Genomic DNA, 16,279 nt, shown 5'->3' on the forward strand with positions numbered 1-16,279 from the left:
CAAGCGCCCGCGTGATTTTCTATAAGTATGCACCGCAGCCCCCGGCGGGGCCGTTGCCTAAACGGCGCCACGGCGGTGCCAAAACAAACAAGCCGCCACGTTGTACATCCCCGCGGCCATGGACTATTCTTCAGCGGATTGGGCCTAAATGGGACATTTTCTGTCATGATTTCAGACACTTCAGCCGCGGCACCGCGCATGGTCAAGAAGATCGCGATTTTCTGCGGCTCGAACACTGGGCTGGGGGACGCGTTCAAGGATGCCGCCGCCCATTTGGGGGCCACGTTGGCGCGCCGGGGCATCGGCATCGTCTATGGCGGCACCCACAAGGGGCTGATGGGCATCCTGGCCGACGCCGCGCTGGCGAAGGGCGGGCATGTGCATGGCGTCATCACCCGCCGCCTGTTTGAAAAGGACCATTTGCACCCGACGCTCAGCCTGCATGAGATTGTGGACGGCATGCGGGCGCGCAAGGAGCGGATGCTGACCTTGGCCGACGCCTGCATCGCCCTGCCGGGCGGCATCGGCACGACCGAGGAGTTCATGGAGGCCTGGACCCTGAACCAGCTGGGCGACGTGGACAAGCCGGTGGGCCTGCTGAATGTCGGCGGCTATTTCGACGCCTTCATGGCCTTCGTCGACACCATGATCGCCCAACGCTTTCTGCCGGCCGAACACCGCGCCGGTATTGCTTTGGCGCCCGACGCCGACGGCCTGATCGACCAGCTGCTAGTCTTCCAGAAGCCCACCGTCGCCAAGTGGCTGTAAGCCGGTTACCTCAAACCAGCGGCATGAGAAACCTCATGCCGCTGTAGCCCGCGACTGCGGGCGCCGGAGATTTCTGGGGAGCCGAAAGCGGACTGGAAATCGAGGACAAGCCAAGCGACCGGATGGTCGCGCCCGGCGTTTGAGGGAACCCGAGATATCCACGCGCTCAGCGCGTGGATATCCAAAGAGATTTATTCTCCAGATGCTCGTCCAGATGCGCTCGGCCGTATTCACGGCCGTAACCGCTGGCCTTCATGCCGCCCGAGGGCATGGCCGGGTCGATGGCGTTGTAGCAATTGACCCAGACGGACCCTGCCCGCAGCCGCCGGCCCAGGCGGTGGGCACGGCCCACGTCGCGGGTCCAGATGCCGGCACCCAGGCCGAAGGGCGTGGCGTTGGCGCGGGTGATCACCTCGTCCTCGCTGGTGAAGGGCAGGGTGGCCAGGATGGGGCCGAATATCTCCTCCCGCACCGCGCGCATGTCGTCTTGGGCGTCCACCAGGACGGTGGGCGGGAAGAAGAAGCCCTGGTCATAGCCCGCGCCGGTCAGGCGGGCGCCGCCGCTGATGGCGGTGGCGCCGGCCGCGCGGGCATCGTCCATGTGCCGGTCGACGCGATCCAACTGCCGGGCGCTGACCAGGGGGCCCAGGTCGGTCGCGGGGTCCATGCCGTCGCCGATGCGCAAGGTGGCCGCGACGCGTGCCACCTGTTCCGCGAATTCGCGGTGGACGGACTGTTCCACGAACAGGCGGGTGCCGGCGCTGCACACCTGGCCGGAATTGGCGAAGGCGGCGATGACGGCGGTGCGGGCGGCCGCCTCAAGGTCGGCGTCGGCGAAGACGATGTTGGGCGACTTGCCGCCCAGCTCCAGCGACAGCCGGGTCAGGTTGGCGCCCGCGATGGCGGCGATGGCCCGCCCGGTGGCGTCGGACCCGGTGAAGGCCAGCTTGTCGAGGCCAGGATGGGCCGCCAGCGCAGCCCCCGCTTCCGTTCCAAAGCCGGTGACGACGTTGAACACGCCCGGCGGCACGCCGGCCTCCTCCGCCAGACGCGCCAGCATCAGCGGCGCCAGGGAGGCGTCCTCCGCCGGCTTCAGCACCAGGGTGCAGCCGGTGGCCAGTACGGGGCCCAGCTTCAGGACGGATGCCCACAGCGGGCCGTTCCACGGGATGATGGCGCCGCAGACGCCCACCGGTTCCCTCAGCGTGCAGGCGAACATGGCGGGGTCGGCGGTCTGGGCCGTCACCCCCTCTATCCCCCGCGCCATGCCGGCGTAGTAGCGCAACAGGTCGACCAGCAGGGCCACGCTGCCACGGGTGTGGCGGATGGGCGATCCCATCTCCAGCGTATCGATGCGGGCGAAATCCTCCGCGTCCCGTTCCAGCAGGCCGGCCAGGCGCAGCAGCAGGCCTTGCCGCTCGGATGGGGAGAAACGCGGCCATGCCCCGGTCTCGAACGCCGCGCGTGCCGCTGTCACGGCGGCGTCCACGTCGGTCGCACCACCGCGTGCGATGGTGGTCAGCAACTGGCCGTTGGCGGGGTTGCGCGTCTCGAACGTGGCGCCAGCGACGGCATCTTGCCAGCGGCCGCCGATGAACAGGGCCTTGGACTTACCGTCCAGGAAGGGATGGGTCGTCATCAGCGGGCCGTGAAGGTGATGGGTTGGGCGCCCTCCCACAGGACCTTGCGGCCCAGCAGGGGCAGCTGCTCGGTACCCTCGACAACGGTCAGGAAGTGGTTGCCGGCCAGGGGGCCCAGCTTGCTGGCGAAGGCGACGCCGCCATAGGCTAGCAGGATTTCCGTCTCGCTGTAGCCGCCGGGATAGAAGATGAACTGCCCGGGCGCGGGGTGGCGGGTCGCGTTCTCCCACGGCAGGTCATAGGGGTTGTCGCCCATGGGAATCCAGCAGCCCTCGCCACTCCAGCGCACGTGGATCAGCTTTTCCGCATAGGGCAGCATGGTGCGGAACCGGGCGCAGGTGACGGGCGCCAGTTGTTCCTCAAGTTTGGCGACGAAGCGGAACTCGCCGGCGCTGATGTCGATAAGGCTCATGGGATTCTTCCTCGTATCAGGTCGCGGCGGCCAGGCGATTGAAGCCGCGTTCCAGGTCGGCGATCAGGTCGTCGGGATCTTCCAGTCCGACATGCAGGCGCAGGGAGGGGCCCGGCGCCTCCCACGTCACGGCGGAGCGTAGGTCCGACGGATATGTCGGCACCACCAGGCTTTCATAGCCGCCCCAGCTGTAGCCCAGCTTGAACAGGTCCATATGGTCCAGCATGGCGGCGAACTGCGTGTCGGTGCAGGCGTTCAGCACCACGCCGAACAGGCCGGAGGCGCCATCGTAGTCGCGCTTCCAGATGGCGTGGCCGGGATCGTCGGGCAAGGCCGGGTACATCACCCGCGCCACCTCGGGCCGCTGTTGCAGCCACTGGGCGACGCGCAGCGCTGACTCCTGGTGCCGCTTCATGCGCAGGCCCAGGGTACGCAGGCCGCGCAAGGCCATGTAGACATCGTCCGGCCCGCCGCAATAGCCGGAGCCCGACGCCGTCTTCTTCACGGGGATGAAGGCTTCTTCCGTGCAGACGGCGATGCCCAGCATCAGGTCGGAATGGCCGGAGATGTACTTGGTGGCGGCGTTGATGGAAACGTCCACGCCATGTTCCAGTGGGCGGAAGCACACGGGCGAGGCCCAGGTGTTGTCCATGATGGTCTTGATGCCCCGCGCCCGGCACAGCGTGGTGATGGCCGGCACGTCCGTCATCTCGAACGTCAGGGAACCGGGGGATTCCAGGTAGACCACCTTGGTGTTGGGCTGGAACAACGCCTCGATGCCCGCACTCACGGTGGGGCGGTAGTAGGTGATCTCCACCCCGAACTTGCGCAGGAAATCCTCGCAGAAGGCGCGGGCCGGCCCGTACAGGCTGTCGACGATCAGCAGATGGTCGCCGGCCGAGAGGAAGGCGGTCAGCGCCGCGCAGATGGCGCCCAGGCCGCAGGAGGTGGTGACGGCGCGGTAGCCGCCTTCCAGCAGGGTCACCGCGTCCTCGAAGGCGCGCGTGGTCTCCGTCCCCTCACGGCCGTAGGTGAAGCCGACATACGCGCCGGACGCGCGGTCCCGCCGGGTTTCCAGCAACGCCTCGACGCTGTCGAACAGCACGGTGGAGCAATGATAGACGGGCGGGTTCACCACGCCGTGGTTGGCCTTGGGGTCGCGCCCCGCGTGCAGGATCTGCGTCTCGCGCCGGAAGCCGGTCAAATCGGTCATGTAAGAAGTCTCCTTAAACCACCATGCCGGCATCGACCACGATGTCCTGGCCGGTCATCATCCGCCCGCCAGGCCCTAGCAAATGCAGCATGGCGGCGGCGATGTCGTCTTCGCTCACCAACCGGCGCAGGGCGGTGCCGGCCGTGAAGCGCTTCAGCGGCGCGTCGGGCGCCTCGCCATTGGCCTCGGCCGACTGGCGGAACAGGCGGCGCAGGCGCTCGCCATCCACCCCGCCGGGGGAGATCATGTTGATGGTGACGCCATGCGGGGCGACGTCCAGGGCGGCGGATCGCACCAGGCCGCGCAGTGCCCATTTGGACGAGGCGTAGACGGAAAAGCCCGCCACCCCCTTGTGGCCATAGGTGCCGCCGATGACCACCACCCGGCCGGTGCCGCGCGCGACCATGCCGGGCAGGGCGGCCGTCATGCCGTTCAGCACGCCCAGCACGTTGGTGTCGAAGCAATGACGATACGTGGCGGCACCCATCTGCCAGATCGGTGCCTTGGGTGAACTGACGCCGGCGGCGCAGACGGCGATGTCCAGGGGACCCAGCGCCATCTCCACTTCTATCACGGCGGCGCGCATGGCCGCCTCATCCGTCACATCGGCGCTGATGGCCAGGGCCGTGTCGCCACCGGCCGTCAGGCTGGCCACGGCCGCGGCCCCCGCCTGGGCATCGCGCCCGATGACGGCGACGGCGCAGCCGGCCTGCGCCAGGGTGCGGGCCAGGGTCAGGCCCAGGCCCCGGGTTCCGCCGGTCACCAAAGCTGTCTTGCCTGATAAAGCCTGTTCCATGCGCCTGACCTGAAAGCTCAGTTATCCCTTGGATGACTAATGCGCGCGGGGCCCGTCCGAAAGTGATCATTTGTCCACGGCGGCGGTAGAAAAAAGCACCGCTTGGGCCTCTTGCGTTGCCGTAATCATCAACGGGACCCAGCGCCTGAGGGACTTGAGACCGGCGCACAGGGTATCACGGGAGAGATTGGGAATGAGCGACACAGGCGTTCGCCCGCCTGCGGGCGAAAGGCACCACGACGTCCTGATCGTTGGCGCCGGCCATGGCGGCGCCCAGGCGGCCATCACCCTGCGCCAGCGCGGCCACACCGGAAGCATCGCCCTGATGGGGGAGGAGCCGGAGTTGCCCTATGAGCGCCCGCCCTTGTCCAAGGACTATTTGTCCGGTGCCAAGCCGTTCGAGCGCCTGCTCATCCGCCCGCCGGCCTTCTGGGAGGCGCGGGGGATCACCCTGCTGCCCAGGCGGCGGGTGGTGGCGGTGGACCCGGCGGCCCATACCGTGACCACGGACGACGGTGCCATCTTCGGCTATGGCCAGTTGATCTGGGCGGCGGGCGGCCATGCCCGCCGGCTGGACTGCGTCGGGGCCCACCTCGCCGGTGTCCACACCGTGCGCACCAGGGCGGACGTCGACCGCATGCGGGCGGAGCTGCCGGCGGTGGAGCAGGTCGTGGTGGTCGGCGGCGGCTATGTCGGGTTGGAGGCCGCCGCCGTGCTGCGTGCCGCCGGCAAACGCGTCGTCTTGCTGGAGCAGCAGACCCGCCTGCTGGCCCGCGTGGCGGGGGAGGCGCTGTCCCGCTTCTATGAGGCCGAACACAGGGCACAGGGTGTTGACGTGCGCCTGGGCGCGCGGCTGGACGGCATTGTCGGCGATGGCCGGCGGGTGGCGGCGGTACGTCTTTTCGATGGCGAAATGATCCCGGCGCAGATGGTGGTGGCGGGGATCGGCCTGGTGCCGGCGGCCGGCCCGCTGCTGGCGGCGGGGGCGGAGGGGGGCGACGGCGTCAAGGTCGACGCCTACGGCCACACCTCCCTACCCGACATCCACGCCATCGGCGATTGCGCCCTGCACCCCAGCACCTACGCCCAGGGCCGGTATATCCGCCTGGAGTCCGTGCAGAACGCCACCGACATGGCCATCATCGTGGCCAAGGGGTTGACCGGCACGGCGGAGCCCTACCGGGCCGTGCCATGGTTCTGGTCCAACCAGTATGATCTGAAGCTGCAGACGGTGGGCCTGTCGGCCGGCCATGACGCGGCGGTGCTGCGGGGCGATCCGGCGGCGCGGTCCTTCTCCGTCGTCTATTGCCGTGCCGGCCGGGTGGTGGCGCTGGACTGCGTCAACGCCGCCCGCGACTACACCCAGGGTCGCGCCCTGGTGGAGGGGGCCGTGCGCTGCGAGCCCACCCTGCTCGCCGATGCCAACATTCCGTTAAAAGAGGTCGCGGCGCTGTTGTCCGCCGGATGAGGCCAAGCCAGCGGATGCTGGCGCCCGGCGCCCAGGGAACACGTAATCTACGTCAAGGATCAAGGACAGCATGCCGATCATCACCGTAGTCACCCGGGACGGCACGGGCCGCGCCGTCGACATGGAAACGGGCGTGACCCTGATGGAGGGGCTGCGCGACCAGGGCTTCGACGAACTGCTGGCCATGTGTGGCGGCTGTTGCTCCTGCGCCACCTGCCATGTCTATGTCGAGCCGGCCTCCCCGCCCACGGAGGAGGAGGACGATTTATTGTCGGGCACCGCGCACCGGCGGGACAATTCCCGGCTGTCCTGCCAGATCACCCTGACGGCCGATCATGACGGTTTGCGGGTGGAGATCGCACCAGAGGATTGAACGGCGCGAAGGCTGCCCCGGCCAGGACAACCCATGCGGGCTCCTATGTGGCGACACTGAACATTCGGCCACGGCGCCATCAGGAAAAAGCACCGCTTAGGCCCTGGGCGTTGCCGTAATCATCATAGGGAACCGGCCCGCACCAGCGGCATGGGACTTTTGCCGCTGTGGGACGCGACCGCGTCCACCGGAAGTTTCCGGAAGAACGCAGTCTACTGGAAACTGAGGAAGCCCAAGGCCGCGGACGCGGGCGCCCGACGATTGAGGGGGCATTTGATCGATCCCGATCAAATGCCACATGGAATAAGAGTCACGGAGATTGGAATGAGCAGAAGCGAACGCAGCGCGGACGACATCGCCGCCGCCAGCGCCATTTCCCTGGATGAAGTACCCTTGATCGATTTCGCGCCCTTCCTGACGGGAGATGCCCAGGCGCGCCGCGAGGTCGCCGCCCGCATCGCCCACGCCTGCGAGGAGATCGGCTTCTTCTACCTGTCCGGCCACGGCGTGCCGCAGGCCACCGTTGACGCCATCTTCAGCCAGGCCGATGCCTTCTTCTCCCTGGACAAGGCGGGCCGCCGCACCGCGATGGCCACGCCGGAATGGTACCGGGGCTGGATCCCGGCCCCGGAGGCCCAGCCCCTGTCGCGCAACACCCGCATGTTCGAGCAGTACCGCCTGCAACACGAATGGCCGGCTGACCCACGCGACATGCAGCATGCCGACATCTTCGACAAGCTGAACCGCTGGCCCGAGCACCTGCCGGCCTTCAAGGACGCGGCCGAGGCCTATCTCGCCGCCATGCTGTCCTTCTCCCGCGAACTGCTGCGCGCCTTCGCGCTGGGCCTGGGGGTGGCGGAGGATCGGTTCGATGATTGCTTCCAGCACCCGGCGTCGCAGCTCAGCCTGAACTATTACCCCCAGCTGCCCATGGACGCGCGGGACGAGGTGTCCAACATGGTGGCCCACACGGATGAGGGGCCCTTCACCGTCCTGGCGCAGCAGGATGTTGGCGGACTGGAAGTGAAGCGCCGCGACGGCGTGTGGATCCAGGCCCCGCCGGTGCCGGGCGCCTTCACCATCAATGTCGGTGACATGATGATGTGGTGGTCCAACGGACGCTTCCTGTCCAACTACCACCGCGTGCGCAACCGGGGCGGCGCGCGGCGCTTCTCCGTGCCGTATTTCGCCAATCCCGACCGCGACGTGGTGGTGGCGCCACTGCCTGAGCTGCTGGCCGACGACGCGCCGAAGTACAAGCCTGTGCGTGTCGCCGACCATCTGGCCCGCTTCTATTCCACGCTGTCCAAGAATCCCCATGACATCTACAACTGAGCGCAGCCTGTCCGTGCCCAAGGAGGCGCGCATTGGCGCCGACATCGGCGGCACCTTCACCGACATCGTGCTGGAGGTGGGGGACCGCCGGCATTCCACCAAGCTGCTGACCACCTACGACGCGCCGGAACGCGCCCTGCTGGACGGCGTGCGGCTGTTGCTGGAGGAGGCCGGCGTGGCGCCACAGGACGTGTCGCTGGTGGTGCACGGCACCACCCTGGCGACCAACGCCCTGATCGAGCGGCGCGGCGTGCCCACCGCCCTGCTGACCACCGAAGGTTTCCGCGACGTTCTGGCGCTGGGCAGCGAAAGCCGCTTCGACCAGTACGACATCGGCATGGAACGGCCGGCGCCGCTGGTGGCCCGCGCTCGCCGTGTCGGCGTGCCGGAACGCGTGGACGCGCGGGGCGAGGTGCTGGTGCCGCTGGACGAGGGGGCCGTGCGCGCCGCCGCCGCCCAGTGGCGGTCGCAGGGCATCCGCAGCGTCGCCGTCGCCTTCCTGCACAGCTATGTGAACGACGCGCACGAGCGGCGGGCGGCGGAGATCCTGGCGGCGGAAATGCCGGGTGTCAGCCTGTCGCTGTCCTCCGAGGTCTCGCCCGAGATGCGGGAGTATGAGCGGTTCTCGACCACGGTCGCGAACGCCTATGTCCAGCCCCTGGTCGATGCCTATCTGCGCCGGTTGGACGACAAGCTGAAGGCCATGGGCATCGCCTGCCCGCTGTACCTGATGCTGTCGTCCGGCGGCCTCACCACCGTCGACGCCGCCGCGCGCTATCCCGTGCGGCTGGTGGAAAGCGGTCCCGCTGGCGGCGCCATCTTCGCAGCCTCGGTGGCGGCGGAGCGGGGCGTGGCCCAGGTGGTGGCCCTGGACGTGGGCGGCACCACCGCCAAGATCTGCCTGATCAATGACGGCACGCCGCAGACGTCGCAGGTGTTCGAGGTCGGCCGCGCCCATCGCTTCCGCAAGGGCAGCGGCCTGCCCCTGCGCATCCCGGTGGTGGAGATGGTGGAGATCGGGGCCGGCGGCGGCTCCATCGCCGCGGTCGACAATGCCGGCCGCCTGGCCGTGGGCCCGCACAGCGCCGGTTCGGAACCGGGGCCGGCGGCCTATGGCCGGGGCGGCATCCGGCCCACGGTGACGGACGCGGACATCGCGTTGGGACGCATCGATCCCTCGCGCTTCGCCGGCGGCAAGGTCACGCTGGACGCGGGCGCGTCCGCCACGGCTCTGGCGTCCTTGAGCATCTGGGACGGCAAGGCGGAGACGCTGGCCATCGGCGTCAGCGAGATCGTGGATGAGACCATGGCCAGTGCGGCCCGCGTCCACGCGGTGGAACAGGGCATGACCCTGGACGACCGCAGCCTGATCGCCTTTGGTGGCGCAGCACCCCTGCATGCCGCGCGCTTCGCCGAGAAGCTGGGCATCCGCGAGGTCATCATCCCGTCCGGCGCCGGCGTGGGCTCCGCCATCGGTTTCCTGCGGGCGCCTGTGTCCTATGAGATGGCGCGCAGCCTGACCATGCTGCTGGACCAGGTGGATTTCGACCGCCTGAATGCCCTGCTGGATGGCATGGCGGCGGAGGCCCGCGCGTTGGTGGAGGCCGGCGCGCCCGGCGCCCCCCAGGCGGAGCGGCGCACCTGCCTCGCCCGTTACAAGGGCCAGGGCTATGAGATCCCGTTCGAGATTCCGGCCCGGCGCCTGGGCGCTGATGATGCCACCTTGCTACGCGCCGCGTTCGAGACGGCCTACCGCACGCAGTACGGCGGTGTCACCCTGGACCTGCCCATCGAGATGCTGACCTGGCGGGTCACCATCGGCTCGCCCGCGTGGAAGCCCAAGGACACGCCGGCGGTGATGGCCATCCGTGACCTGGAGGTCACGGAGCGGCGGAACGTCGTCGACCCCGATAGCGGGATGGCGTTGCCGTTCGCCCTGGTGCGGCGTGAGGCCATGCGGCCGGGCGACCGGGTCAAGGGCCCGGCCCTGATCACTGAGCGCGAGACCACGACGGTGGTTTCGCCCCGTTTCGATGCCTGGATGGACGCCAACGGCTACCTCGTCCTGACCCGGCGTGAGGAAAGTGTATCGCTATGACGGCAGCGCTGAACGAACTGCGCACCCAGGTGATCTGGACCCGGCTGATCTCCATCGTCGAGGAACAGGCCCAGACCCTGATGCGCACCGCCTTTTCCACCACGGTGCGCGACGCCGGCGACCTGTCGGCCGCCTTGTTCGATCTGGACGGGCGGCTGATCGCGGAGGCCGTGACCGGCACGCCGGGCCACGTCAACTCCATGGCCGCCGGTGTGCGGCATTTCCTGGCCAAGTTCCCCGTGACGACGATGGCGGAGGGGGACCACTTCATCACCAACGATCCCTGGCTGACCGCCGGCCATCTGCATGACGTGACCGTGCTGTCCCCGGCCTTCCACCGGGGGCGGATTGTTGGCCTGTTCGGCGTCTGCTGCCACCAGGTCGACATCGGCGGTCTGGGGCAGGGGCCGGACGGCCGTTCGGTCTTCGAGGAGGGCTTGCAGATCCCCCTGCTGAAACTGGCCAGCCGGGGTGTGCTGAACCAGGATTTGCTGGACATCCTCTGCCTGAACGTGCGCACGCCGTTGCAGGTGCGGGGCGACGTGCTGTCCTACATCTCCAGCAACGAGGCTGCCTCCCGCCGGCTCAGCGCCATGCTGGCCGAGTTCCGCCTGGAGGATTTGGCGGGCGTGGCGGACTACATCGTCGCCCGGTCGCTGGCGGCCACGCGGGCGGAGATCGCCAAGCTGCCGCAAGGCAGCTGGAGCAGCAGCCTGGTCATCGACGGCTATGACCACCCCATCACCCTGCGCGCCCGCCTGACCATCGCCGGCGACCGCATCCTGGTCGACTATGACGGGACCGACGCCTGCGTGCCGCGCGGCATCAACGTCGTGCTCAACTACTGCCGCGCCTACACCATCTTCGGCCTGCGCTGTGTGGTTTCACCGGAGGTGCCGAACAACTATGGCGCGCTGCTGCCGTTCGAGGTGGTGGCGCCGGAGGGGTCCATCCTCAACGTCCAGCGTCCCTGGCCCGTCGCCGCGCGGCATGTCATCGGCCAGATGCTGCCCGACGTGGTCTTCGGCTGCCTGTCCCAGGCCATCCCGGAGCGGGTGCCGGCCGAGGGCAGCTCCTGCCTGTGGAGCGTGCAGCTGCGCGGGCGCCAGCCGGCTGATGCTCCGGGCGCCGGCGAGAGCTTCGACGCCATCTTCTTCAACAGCGGCGGTTCCGGCGCCCGCCCCCGGCAGGACGGCCTGTCCGGCACCGCCTTTCCCAGCGGCGTGCGCGCCATGCCGGTGGAGATCACGGAGAACAGCGCCCCCATCGTCATCTGGCGCAAGGAACTGCTGACCGACAGCGGTGGCGTCGGTGAACGGCGGGGCGGCCTGGGTCAGCGGGTGGAGGTCGCCATGCGCGACGACAGCGCCTTCGAGGTGCTGGCCATGTTCGAGCGTGTGGACCATCCCGCCCAGGGGCGTGATGGCGGCGGCGACGGCTCGCGCGGGGTTGTGCGTCTGGGCTCCGGCACGGCGATACAGGCCAAGGGGCTGCAGTCCATCCCCGCCGGGGACCGGCTGGTGCTGGACATCCCCGGGGGTGCCGGCCTGGGCGCGCCGGCCAGGCGCGCGGCCGCCCTGGTGGCCCATGATGTGGAAGAGGGCTTCGTGTCGGCCGAAGCCGCCGCCCGTGATTACGGGGGCGGCGCCACCTGATCGTCGTACGACACCTTATCCTCGTCGTCCGGATAAAAGTCCCCCAGGGTGGGCAGCGAGCGGCAGTCGTGGAGTTCCCGGGCCATCTGCTCGGCGAACTTCGCGGCGGCCAGGGGCAGGGGCCGCCCCTTCAACTGGCCCAGCACCATCGGCCCGTAGGTGCGGTCCAGGTCGCTGATCCGGCGCACCGCGTAGCGCGGATCGTTGCGCCACAGATCCGCGCCGATGTCGATCTGGAAGGCGATCAGGTCGGACACCGCGACAAGGTCGCCCAGCAGGTCGAAGCTGTTGGATTCCACCCCGATCGACAGCTTGGCGGAACTGGCGGCCAGCCGGCTTTCAATGATCTCCCGCCCGCCGAAGGATGATTCCGGCATGGCGGTTTCATATTCGGCGCATTCGCGCAGGCGGACCACCTCCTTGGCGGCCAGCGGGTGGTTGGCGTTCATGATGGCGACCAGGCCCTGGCCGATCGACATGATCGGGTGCAGTTCCGGATGCCGCAGCGGCCGGAAGATCAGCACCAGGTCGATCTCGAACGCGGTCAGCTGGCGCATGGCCGTGGAATGATCCGTGACCGTGATCTTGAAGCGCACGTTGGGGTGCTTCTTGCGGAAGGCGGCGACCTGGCGCAGCACGAAGCCGCGCGCGACGGCCTGGCTGCAGGCCAGCCGGATTTCGCCGCGCTGCAGCCCGGCCAGCTCCTCGATTTCCGAATAGACGCGGCGCAGCTCCGCCGACTGCGACCGGATCCAGCGGATCAGCACCTCACCCGCCGCCGTCAGGCGGACACCGGAGGAATGCCGCTCGAAGATCGGGGCGCCCAGGTCGTGTTCCACGTCCTGGATGCGCCGCAGCAGGGCGGACGGCGTGACGTTCAGGCGTTCCGCCGCCTGGCGCACCGATCCGATGCGGGCGACTTCGTTGATGTAGAGCCAAATTCGCTGATTACGCAGAGCCATGACGGGTCCCTGTTCGTTTTTGGGCTACGCCGCACCCCAGCTTTAGCACAACTGCGGCAACGGCATATCTTTAATGTCAACGGGGTGGGGCACTGACCTTCCGATCTTGTGTTCCCAGATTGACCTAAAATTGATCAAATATCCATAGCCGCCTGAAGCAATATAGAGGAATGAAATGGATCTGTTCCTTAAAGGAAAGAAGATTCTTGTCACGGGGGCCGGCAAAGGCATGGGGCCGGAAATCTGTCTTTCTTTTGCGGAAGAGGGGGCGGATATTGCGATTTTGGGCAGGGACATGGCGCCGCTGACCGAATTGGCGGCGAAAATAGAAGGGCAGGGCGTACGCGCGCTGGTGCTGTCGTGCGATGTGCTGGACGCCGCGCAATGCGACGCCGCCGTTTCGGCAACGGTGGCGGCGTTCGGCCAGGTGGACGTTCTGGTCAACGTGGCCGGCGGTACCGGCCCGGTGGGCACCACCGCCTGGGAGACCACGCCGGAGGCCTTCGATGAGATCATCCGCCTCAACATGACCGGCTGCTTCAACACCATGCGCGCCGTGCTGCCAGGCATGATCGCGCGCCGCTATGGCAAGATCGTCAATGTCGGCGGCACCTTTGGCCTGCGCGGCCGCGCCGGGCGCATGGCCTATTCCGCGTCCAAGTGGGGCCTGCGCGGCATCACCAAGTCCACGGCGATCGAGGCCGGGCCCCACAACATCAACGTCAACATCGTCGCCCCCGGCATGGTGGACGGCCCGCGCTTCCGCACCAAGGTCATGCCGGCCATGGCCAAGGCGCGCGGCCTGACGGAGGAGGAGGTGATCGCGGAGCACGCGGCCGAATACGCGCTGCGCCGCATCAGCACCGCCCGGGACGTGGCCGCCGCCTGCCTGTTCCTGGCCTCAGACGTTTCCAAGCAGATCACGGGTGTCGACCTGCCGGTCGACGGCGGCTGGGCTGCGCTTTAGCTTTTAAAAATCCCCTCAATCGCCGGGCGCGGCCATCCGGCCGCTTGGCTTCCTCGCTCCGCCCTGCGGTGCTCGGCATCCGGCGGACGCGGTCGCGTCCTAGGGCGGTAAGAGCAAACGGCATCATTCCTGGGAAAAGCATCATGAAGGCAGACATCGTCATCAACGGCGCCACGCTGGTCACCGACAGCGCGCAGTTCCAGGCCTCTATCGCCATCAAGGATGGCATGATCCTATCCATCGGCGCGGCCGACGCAATGCCGGAGGCGACTGAGGTGGTGGACGCCTCGGGCAAGTACATCCTGCCCGGTGCCATTGACGCCCATGTGCATTTCCGTGACCCCGGCTACACCCACAAGGAAACGTGGGAGACGGGGACGGCCAGCGCCGCCATGGGGGGTGTCACCACCGTGTTCGAGATGCCCAACACCAATCCGCCCACCGGCACGGTGGAGGCACTGAACCTCAAGCTGAAATCCGCCGAGCAAGCCTATGTCGACTTCGGCATCTACGGCCTGCTGGGTGAGGAGAACCTGACCGAGCTGGAGGCCCTGATCGAAGGCGGCGTCGCCGGGTTCAAGTGCTTCATGGGCAACACTTTCGGCAACCTGCCGTCGCCGCCCACCGGCGCCATCCTGGAAGGCTTCGAGATCGTCGCCAAGCACGGCTACCGCATCGCCCTGCATGCCGAGAACGCCTCCATCATGGCGCGGCGCTCCAAGAAGCTGAAGGAGGCCGGCCGCTGCGACCCGCTGGCCCACCTGGACGCCCGTCCGCCGGTGGTGGCGACGGAGGCGGTGTCCCGCGCCGCCATCCTGGCGGAGTGGACCGGGGCCCGCATCCACATCCTGCACGTCTCCTCCGGTGACGAACTGCGCCCCCTGCGGGAGGCTAAGGCGCGGGGCGTGGACATCACGGCGGAGACCTGTCCGCATTACCTGCTGTTGGATGAGCGGGCCTACACGGAAAAGAAGTCGCTGATCCGCGTGAACCCGCCGGTACGCGAGAAGACGCACCAGGACCAGCTGTGGGCCGCCGTGCAGGACGGCACCATCGACATGATCGCCACCGACCACGCCCCGCATTCGCATGAGGAAAAGCACAAGGACGACATCTGGACGACGGATTGCGGCTTCACCGGGGTGCAGACGCAGATGCCGCTGATGCTGACCCAGGTGGGTGCCGGCCGCCTGGCGCTGACCGACTATGTGCGCATGACCTCGCTGGCACCGGCCAAGGCCTTTGGCCTCTACCCGCGCAAGGGCGCGCTGCTGCCCGGATCGGACGCCGACCTGGTGGTCATCGACATGGAGCGGGAAACCCAGGTGGATTCGGCCAAGTTGAAGTCCAAGGGCTCCAGCACCCCCTTCCACGGCCATGCGGCCAAGGGCGCGCCGGTGCATACCCTGGTTCGCGGCCGCTTCGTCATGCGGGATGGCGCCCTCGTCACGGAGGCCAAGGGCCACGGCCGCAACGTCCGCCGTATCCAGCAGATGCCGACGCCCAAGCCCCGCAACGTCGAGACGACCACGGCGGCCATCGTCAAGAAGAACCGTCGATAAGAGGTTCGTGACTGCGAGATCGCCAAGACTGGCAACAACAGGCGCGTGGGGGCCGGTGATCACGCGGATCGGTCAGCCGTTCAGAGTTCCTCCGCCGACACACATTCTTTCAGGAAGTTCCTGAGCCACAGGATGCCGGCATCGTGCTCCAACTGTGAATGCCACTGCATCGTCTCAACGAGGGGAGGAAATTCGATGGGGACGGGGAGGATGCGGAGCGGCATGTATTGCGCATAAAGGCGAGCCAGGCGGGTGTGCATGGTGGTGATGAGATCCGTGCCGACGATGATGGAGGCGACGGATGAGAAGTCGGGCGCGACGGCGGCGATTTTCCGGACCGCCCCGAAGCGGTTCAGGAACCACTGCTCAAACGCGCCGGAACGTCTGCCACCCATCATCACCGTCACATGGGTCATTTCCAGGTATCGCTCAAAGGTCAGGGGCTCGGGAATGTCGCCGTTGCCCATCCAGACGACACAGCTATGGGTTTCCTTGAACAGAATTTCCCTTGGCTGCTCCGGGGCGAGGTAGGCCTCCGGGGAAATGATCAAATCAAGATCGCCGCAATTCAGCCGGTTGCCCATGTCGTCGCTGGTGGCGCTGATGTCGAACCGGATGTCTGGCGCGTCGTGTCGCAAGCGTCGGATGGCGTGGGACAGCACCACCTCGGTCACATAATCGGACGCGGCGATGCGGAACGGGCGCTGGGCGGTGGCGGGATCGAAAGCCGGCCGCGCCTCGATGGCGTTCCGCACCCGGACAAGGATCTCCCGCACGGGTTCCATCATGCCCTGGGCCAGGGGTGTTGGCGTCATGGTGCGGCCGACCATCACCATGATCTCATCATTGAAATACGCCCGTAGGCGGGCCAATGCCCCGCTTGTGGCCGATTGGCTCAAGTGCAGGCGATGGGCGGCGCGGGAGACGCTGCGTTCCTCCAGCAGCACATCGAGAGCGACCAACAGGTTCAGGTCCAGACGGCGGAAGCGCATGGGGGCCCCACGGGTGTCAGGGCGGTGGGGCCCCCAAG

The 16,279-nt window shown here is 67.8% G+C and carries 14 protein-coding genes; 8 read left to right on the forward strand and 6 right to left on the reverse strand.

The features are described 5' to 3' along the window. Positions 1-198: 198 nt before the first annotated feature. Positions 199-768, forward strand: coding sequence for an LOG family protein (locus FHS74_RS18640; RefSeq protein ID WP_211106402.1), 570 nt, complete (start codon positions 199-201; stop codon positions 766-768). A gap of 166 nt (positions 769-934) precedes the next feature. Here the strand turns inward: FHS74_RS18640 and FHS74_RS18645 are convergent, their stop codons facing one another. The 4 genes from FHS74_RS18645 to FHS74_RS18660 are packed head-to-tail and all read right to left on the reverse strand — an operon-like array spanning position 935 to position 4,829. After that, positions 935-2,407, reverse strand: coding sequence for an aldehyde dehydrogenase family protein (locus FHS74_RS18645; protein ID WP_184803373.1), 1,473 nt, complete (start codon positions 2,405-2,407; stop codon positions 935-937). After that, on the reverse strand, positions 2,407-2,820 hold the full coding sequence (locus FHS74_RS18650; protein ID WP_184803375.1) for a DUF3830 family protein: 414 nt from the start codon (positions 2,818-2,820) through the stop codon (positions 2,407-2,409). The genes FHS74_RS18645 and FHS74_RS18650 overlap by 1 nt, the downstream gene beginning before the upstream one ends. Before the next feature lie 16 nt (positions 2,821-2,836). Further along, a complete protein-coding gene (gene metC / locus FHS74_RS18655; protein ID WP_184803377.1) occupies positions 2,837-4,033 on the reverse strand; it encodes a cystathionine beta-lyase in 1,197 nt (398 codons plus the stop codon). Between the two features lie 13 nt (positions 4,034-4,046). Continuing rightward, a complete protein-coding gene (locus tag FHS74_RS18660) occupies positions 4,047-4,829 on the reverse strand; it encodes an SDR family NAD(P)-dependent oxidoreductase (RefSeq protein ID WP_184803379.1) in 783 nt (260 codons plus the stop codon). 193 nt (positions 4,830-5,022) lie between these two features. On the opposite strand from FHS74_RS18660, the gene FHS74_RS18665 reads away from it, so the two are divergent. From FHS74_RS18665 to FHS74_RS18685, 5 genes are all read left to right on the forward strand, one after another. Then, on the forward strand, positions 5,023-6,297 hold the full coding sequence (locus FHS74_RS18665; RefSeq protein ID WP_184803381.1) for an NAD(P)/FAD-dependent oxidoreductase: 1,275 nt from the start codon (positions 5,023-5,025) through the stop codon (positions 6,295-6,297). Between the two features lie 70 nt (positions 6,298-6,367). After that, complete coding sequence (locus FHS74_RS18670) at positions 6,368-6,670, forward strand: 2Fe-2S iron-sulfur cluster-binding protein (protein WP_184803383.1); 303 nt, start codon at positions 6,368-6,370, stop codon at positions 6,668-6,670. Positions 6,671-6,994: 324 nt separating this feature from the next. Next, positions 6,995-8,005 (forward strand): isopenicillin N synthase family dioxygenase, encoded by a 1,011-nt coding sequence (locus FHS74_RS18675; RefSeq protein ID WP_184803385.1) that lies wholly within the window; start codon positions 6,995-6,997, stop codon positions 8,003-8,005. Further along, on the forward strand, positions 7,989-10,103 hold the full coding sequence (locus FHS74_RS18680) for a hydantoinase/oxoprolinase family protein (RefSeq protein WP_184803387.1): 2,115 nt from the start codon (positions 7,989-7,991) through the stop codon (positions 10,101-10,103). Before FHS74_RS18675 ends, FHS74_RS18680 begins: the two co-directional genes overlap by 17 nt. Continuing rightward, on the forward strand, positions 10,100-11,758 hold the full coding sequence (locus FHS74_RS18685; RefSeq protein WP_184803388.1) for a hydantoinase B/oxoprolinase family protein: 1,659 nt from the start codon (positions 10,100-10,102) through the stop codon (positions 11,756-11,758). Before FHS74_RS18680 ends, FHS74_RS18685 begins: the two co-directional genes overlap by 4 nt. Here FHS74_RS18685 and FHS74_RS18690 read toward each other — a convergent pair. Then, positions 11,737-12,720, reverse strand: coding sequence for a LysR family transcriptional regulator (locus FHS74_RS18690; protein ID WP_184803390.1), 984 nt, complete (start codon positions 12,718-12,720; stop codon positions 11,737-11,739). The genes FHS74_RS18685 and FHS74_RS18690 overlap by 22 nt on opposite strands. 175 nt (positions 12,721-12,895) lie before the next feature. Here FHS74_RS18690 and FHS74_RS18695 point away from each other — a divergent pair, with 175 nt between their 5' ends. Together FHS74_RS18695 and allB are read left to right on the forward strand one after the other, a co-directional pair. Then, positions 12,896-13,687: an SDR family NAD(P)-dependent oxidoreductase gene (locus FHS74_RS18695; RefSeq protein WP_184803392.1), complete on the forward strand. Its 792-nt coding sequence runs from the start codon at positions 12,896-12,898 to the stop codon at positions 13,685-13,687. A gap of 143 nt (positions 13,688-13,830) precedes the next feature. After that, positions 13,831-15,249 (forward strand): allantoinase AllB, encoded by a 1,419-nt coding sequence (gene allB, locus FHS74_RS18700; protein WP_184803394.1) that lies wholly within the window; start codon positions 13,831-13,833, stop codon positions 15,247-15,249. Positions 15,250-15,329: 80 nt separating this feature from the next. Here the strand turns inward: allB and FHS74_RS18705 are convergent, their stop codons facing one another. Continuing rightward, entirely contained in the window at positions 15,330-16,241 is a 912-nt protein-coding gene (locus FHS74_RS18705) for a LysR family transcriptional regulator (RefSeq protein ID WP_184803396.1), read from the reverse strand. Between the last annotated feature and the right edge of the window lie 38 nt (positions 16,242-16,279).

The sequence above is a fragment of the Nitrospirillum iridis genome (assembly GCF_014205765.1).
GTDB classification, from domain to species: domain Bacteria; phylum Pseudomonadota; class Alphaproteobacteria; order Azospirillales; family Azospirillaceae; genus Nitrospirillum; species Nitrospirillum iridis.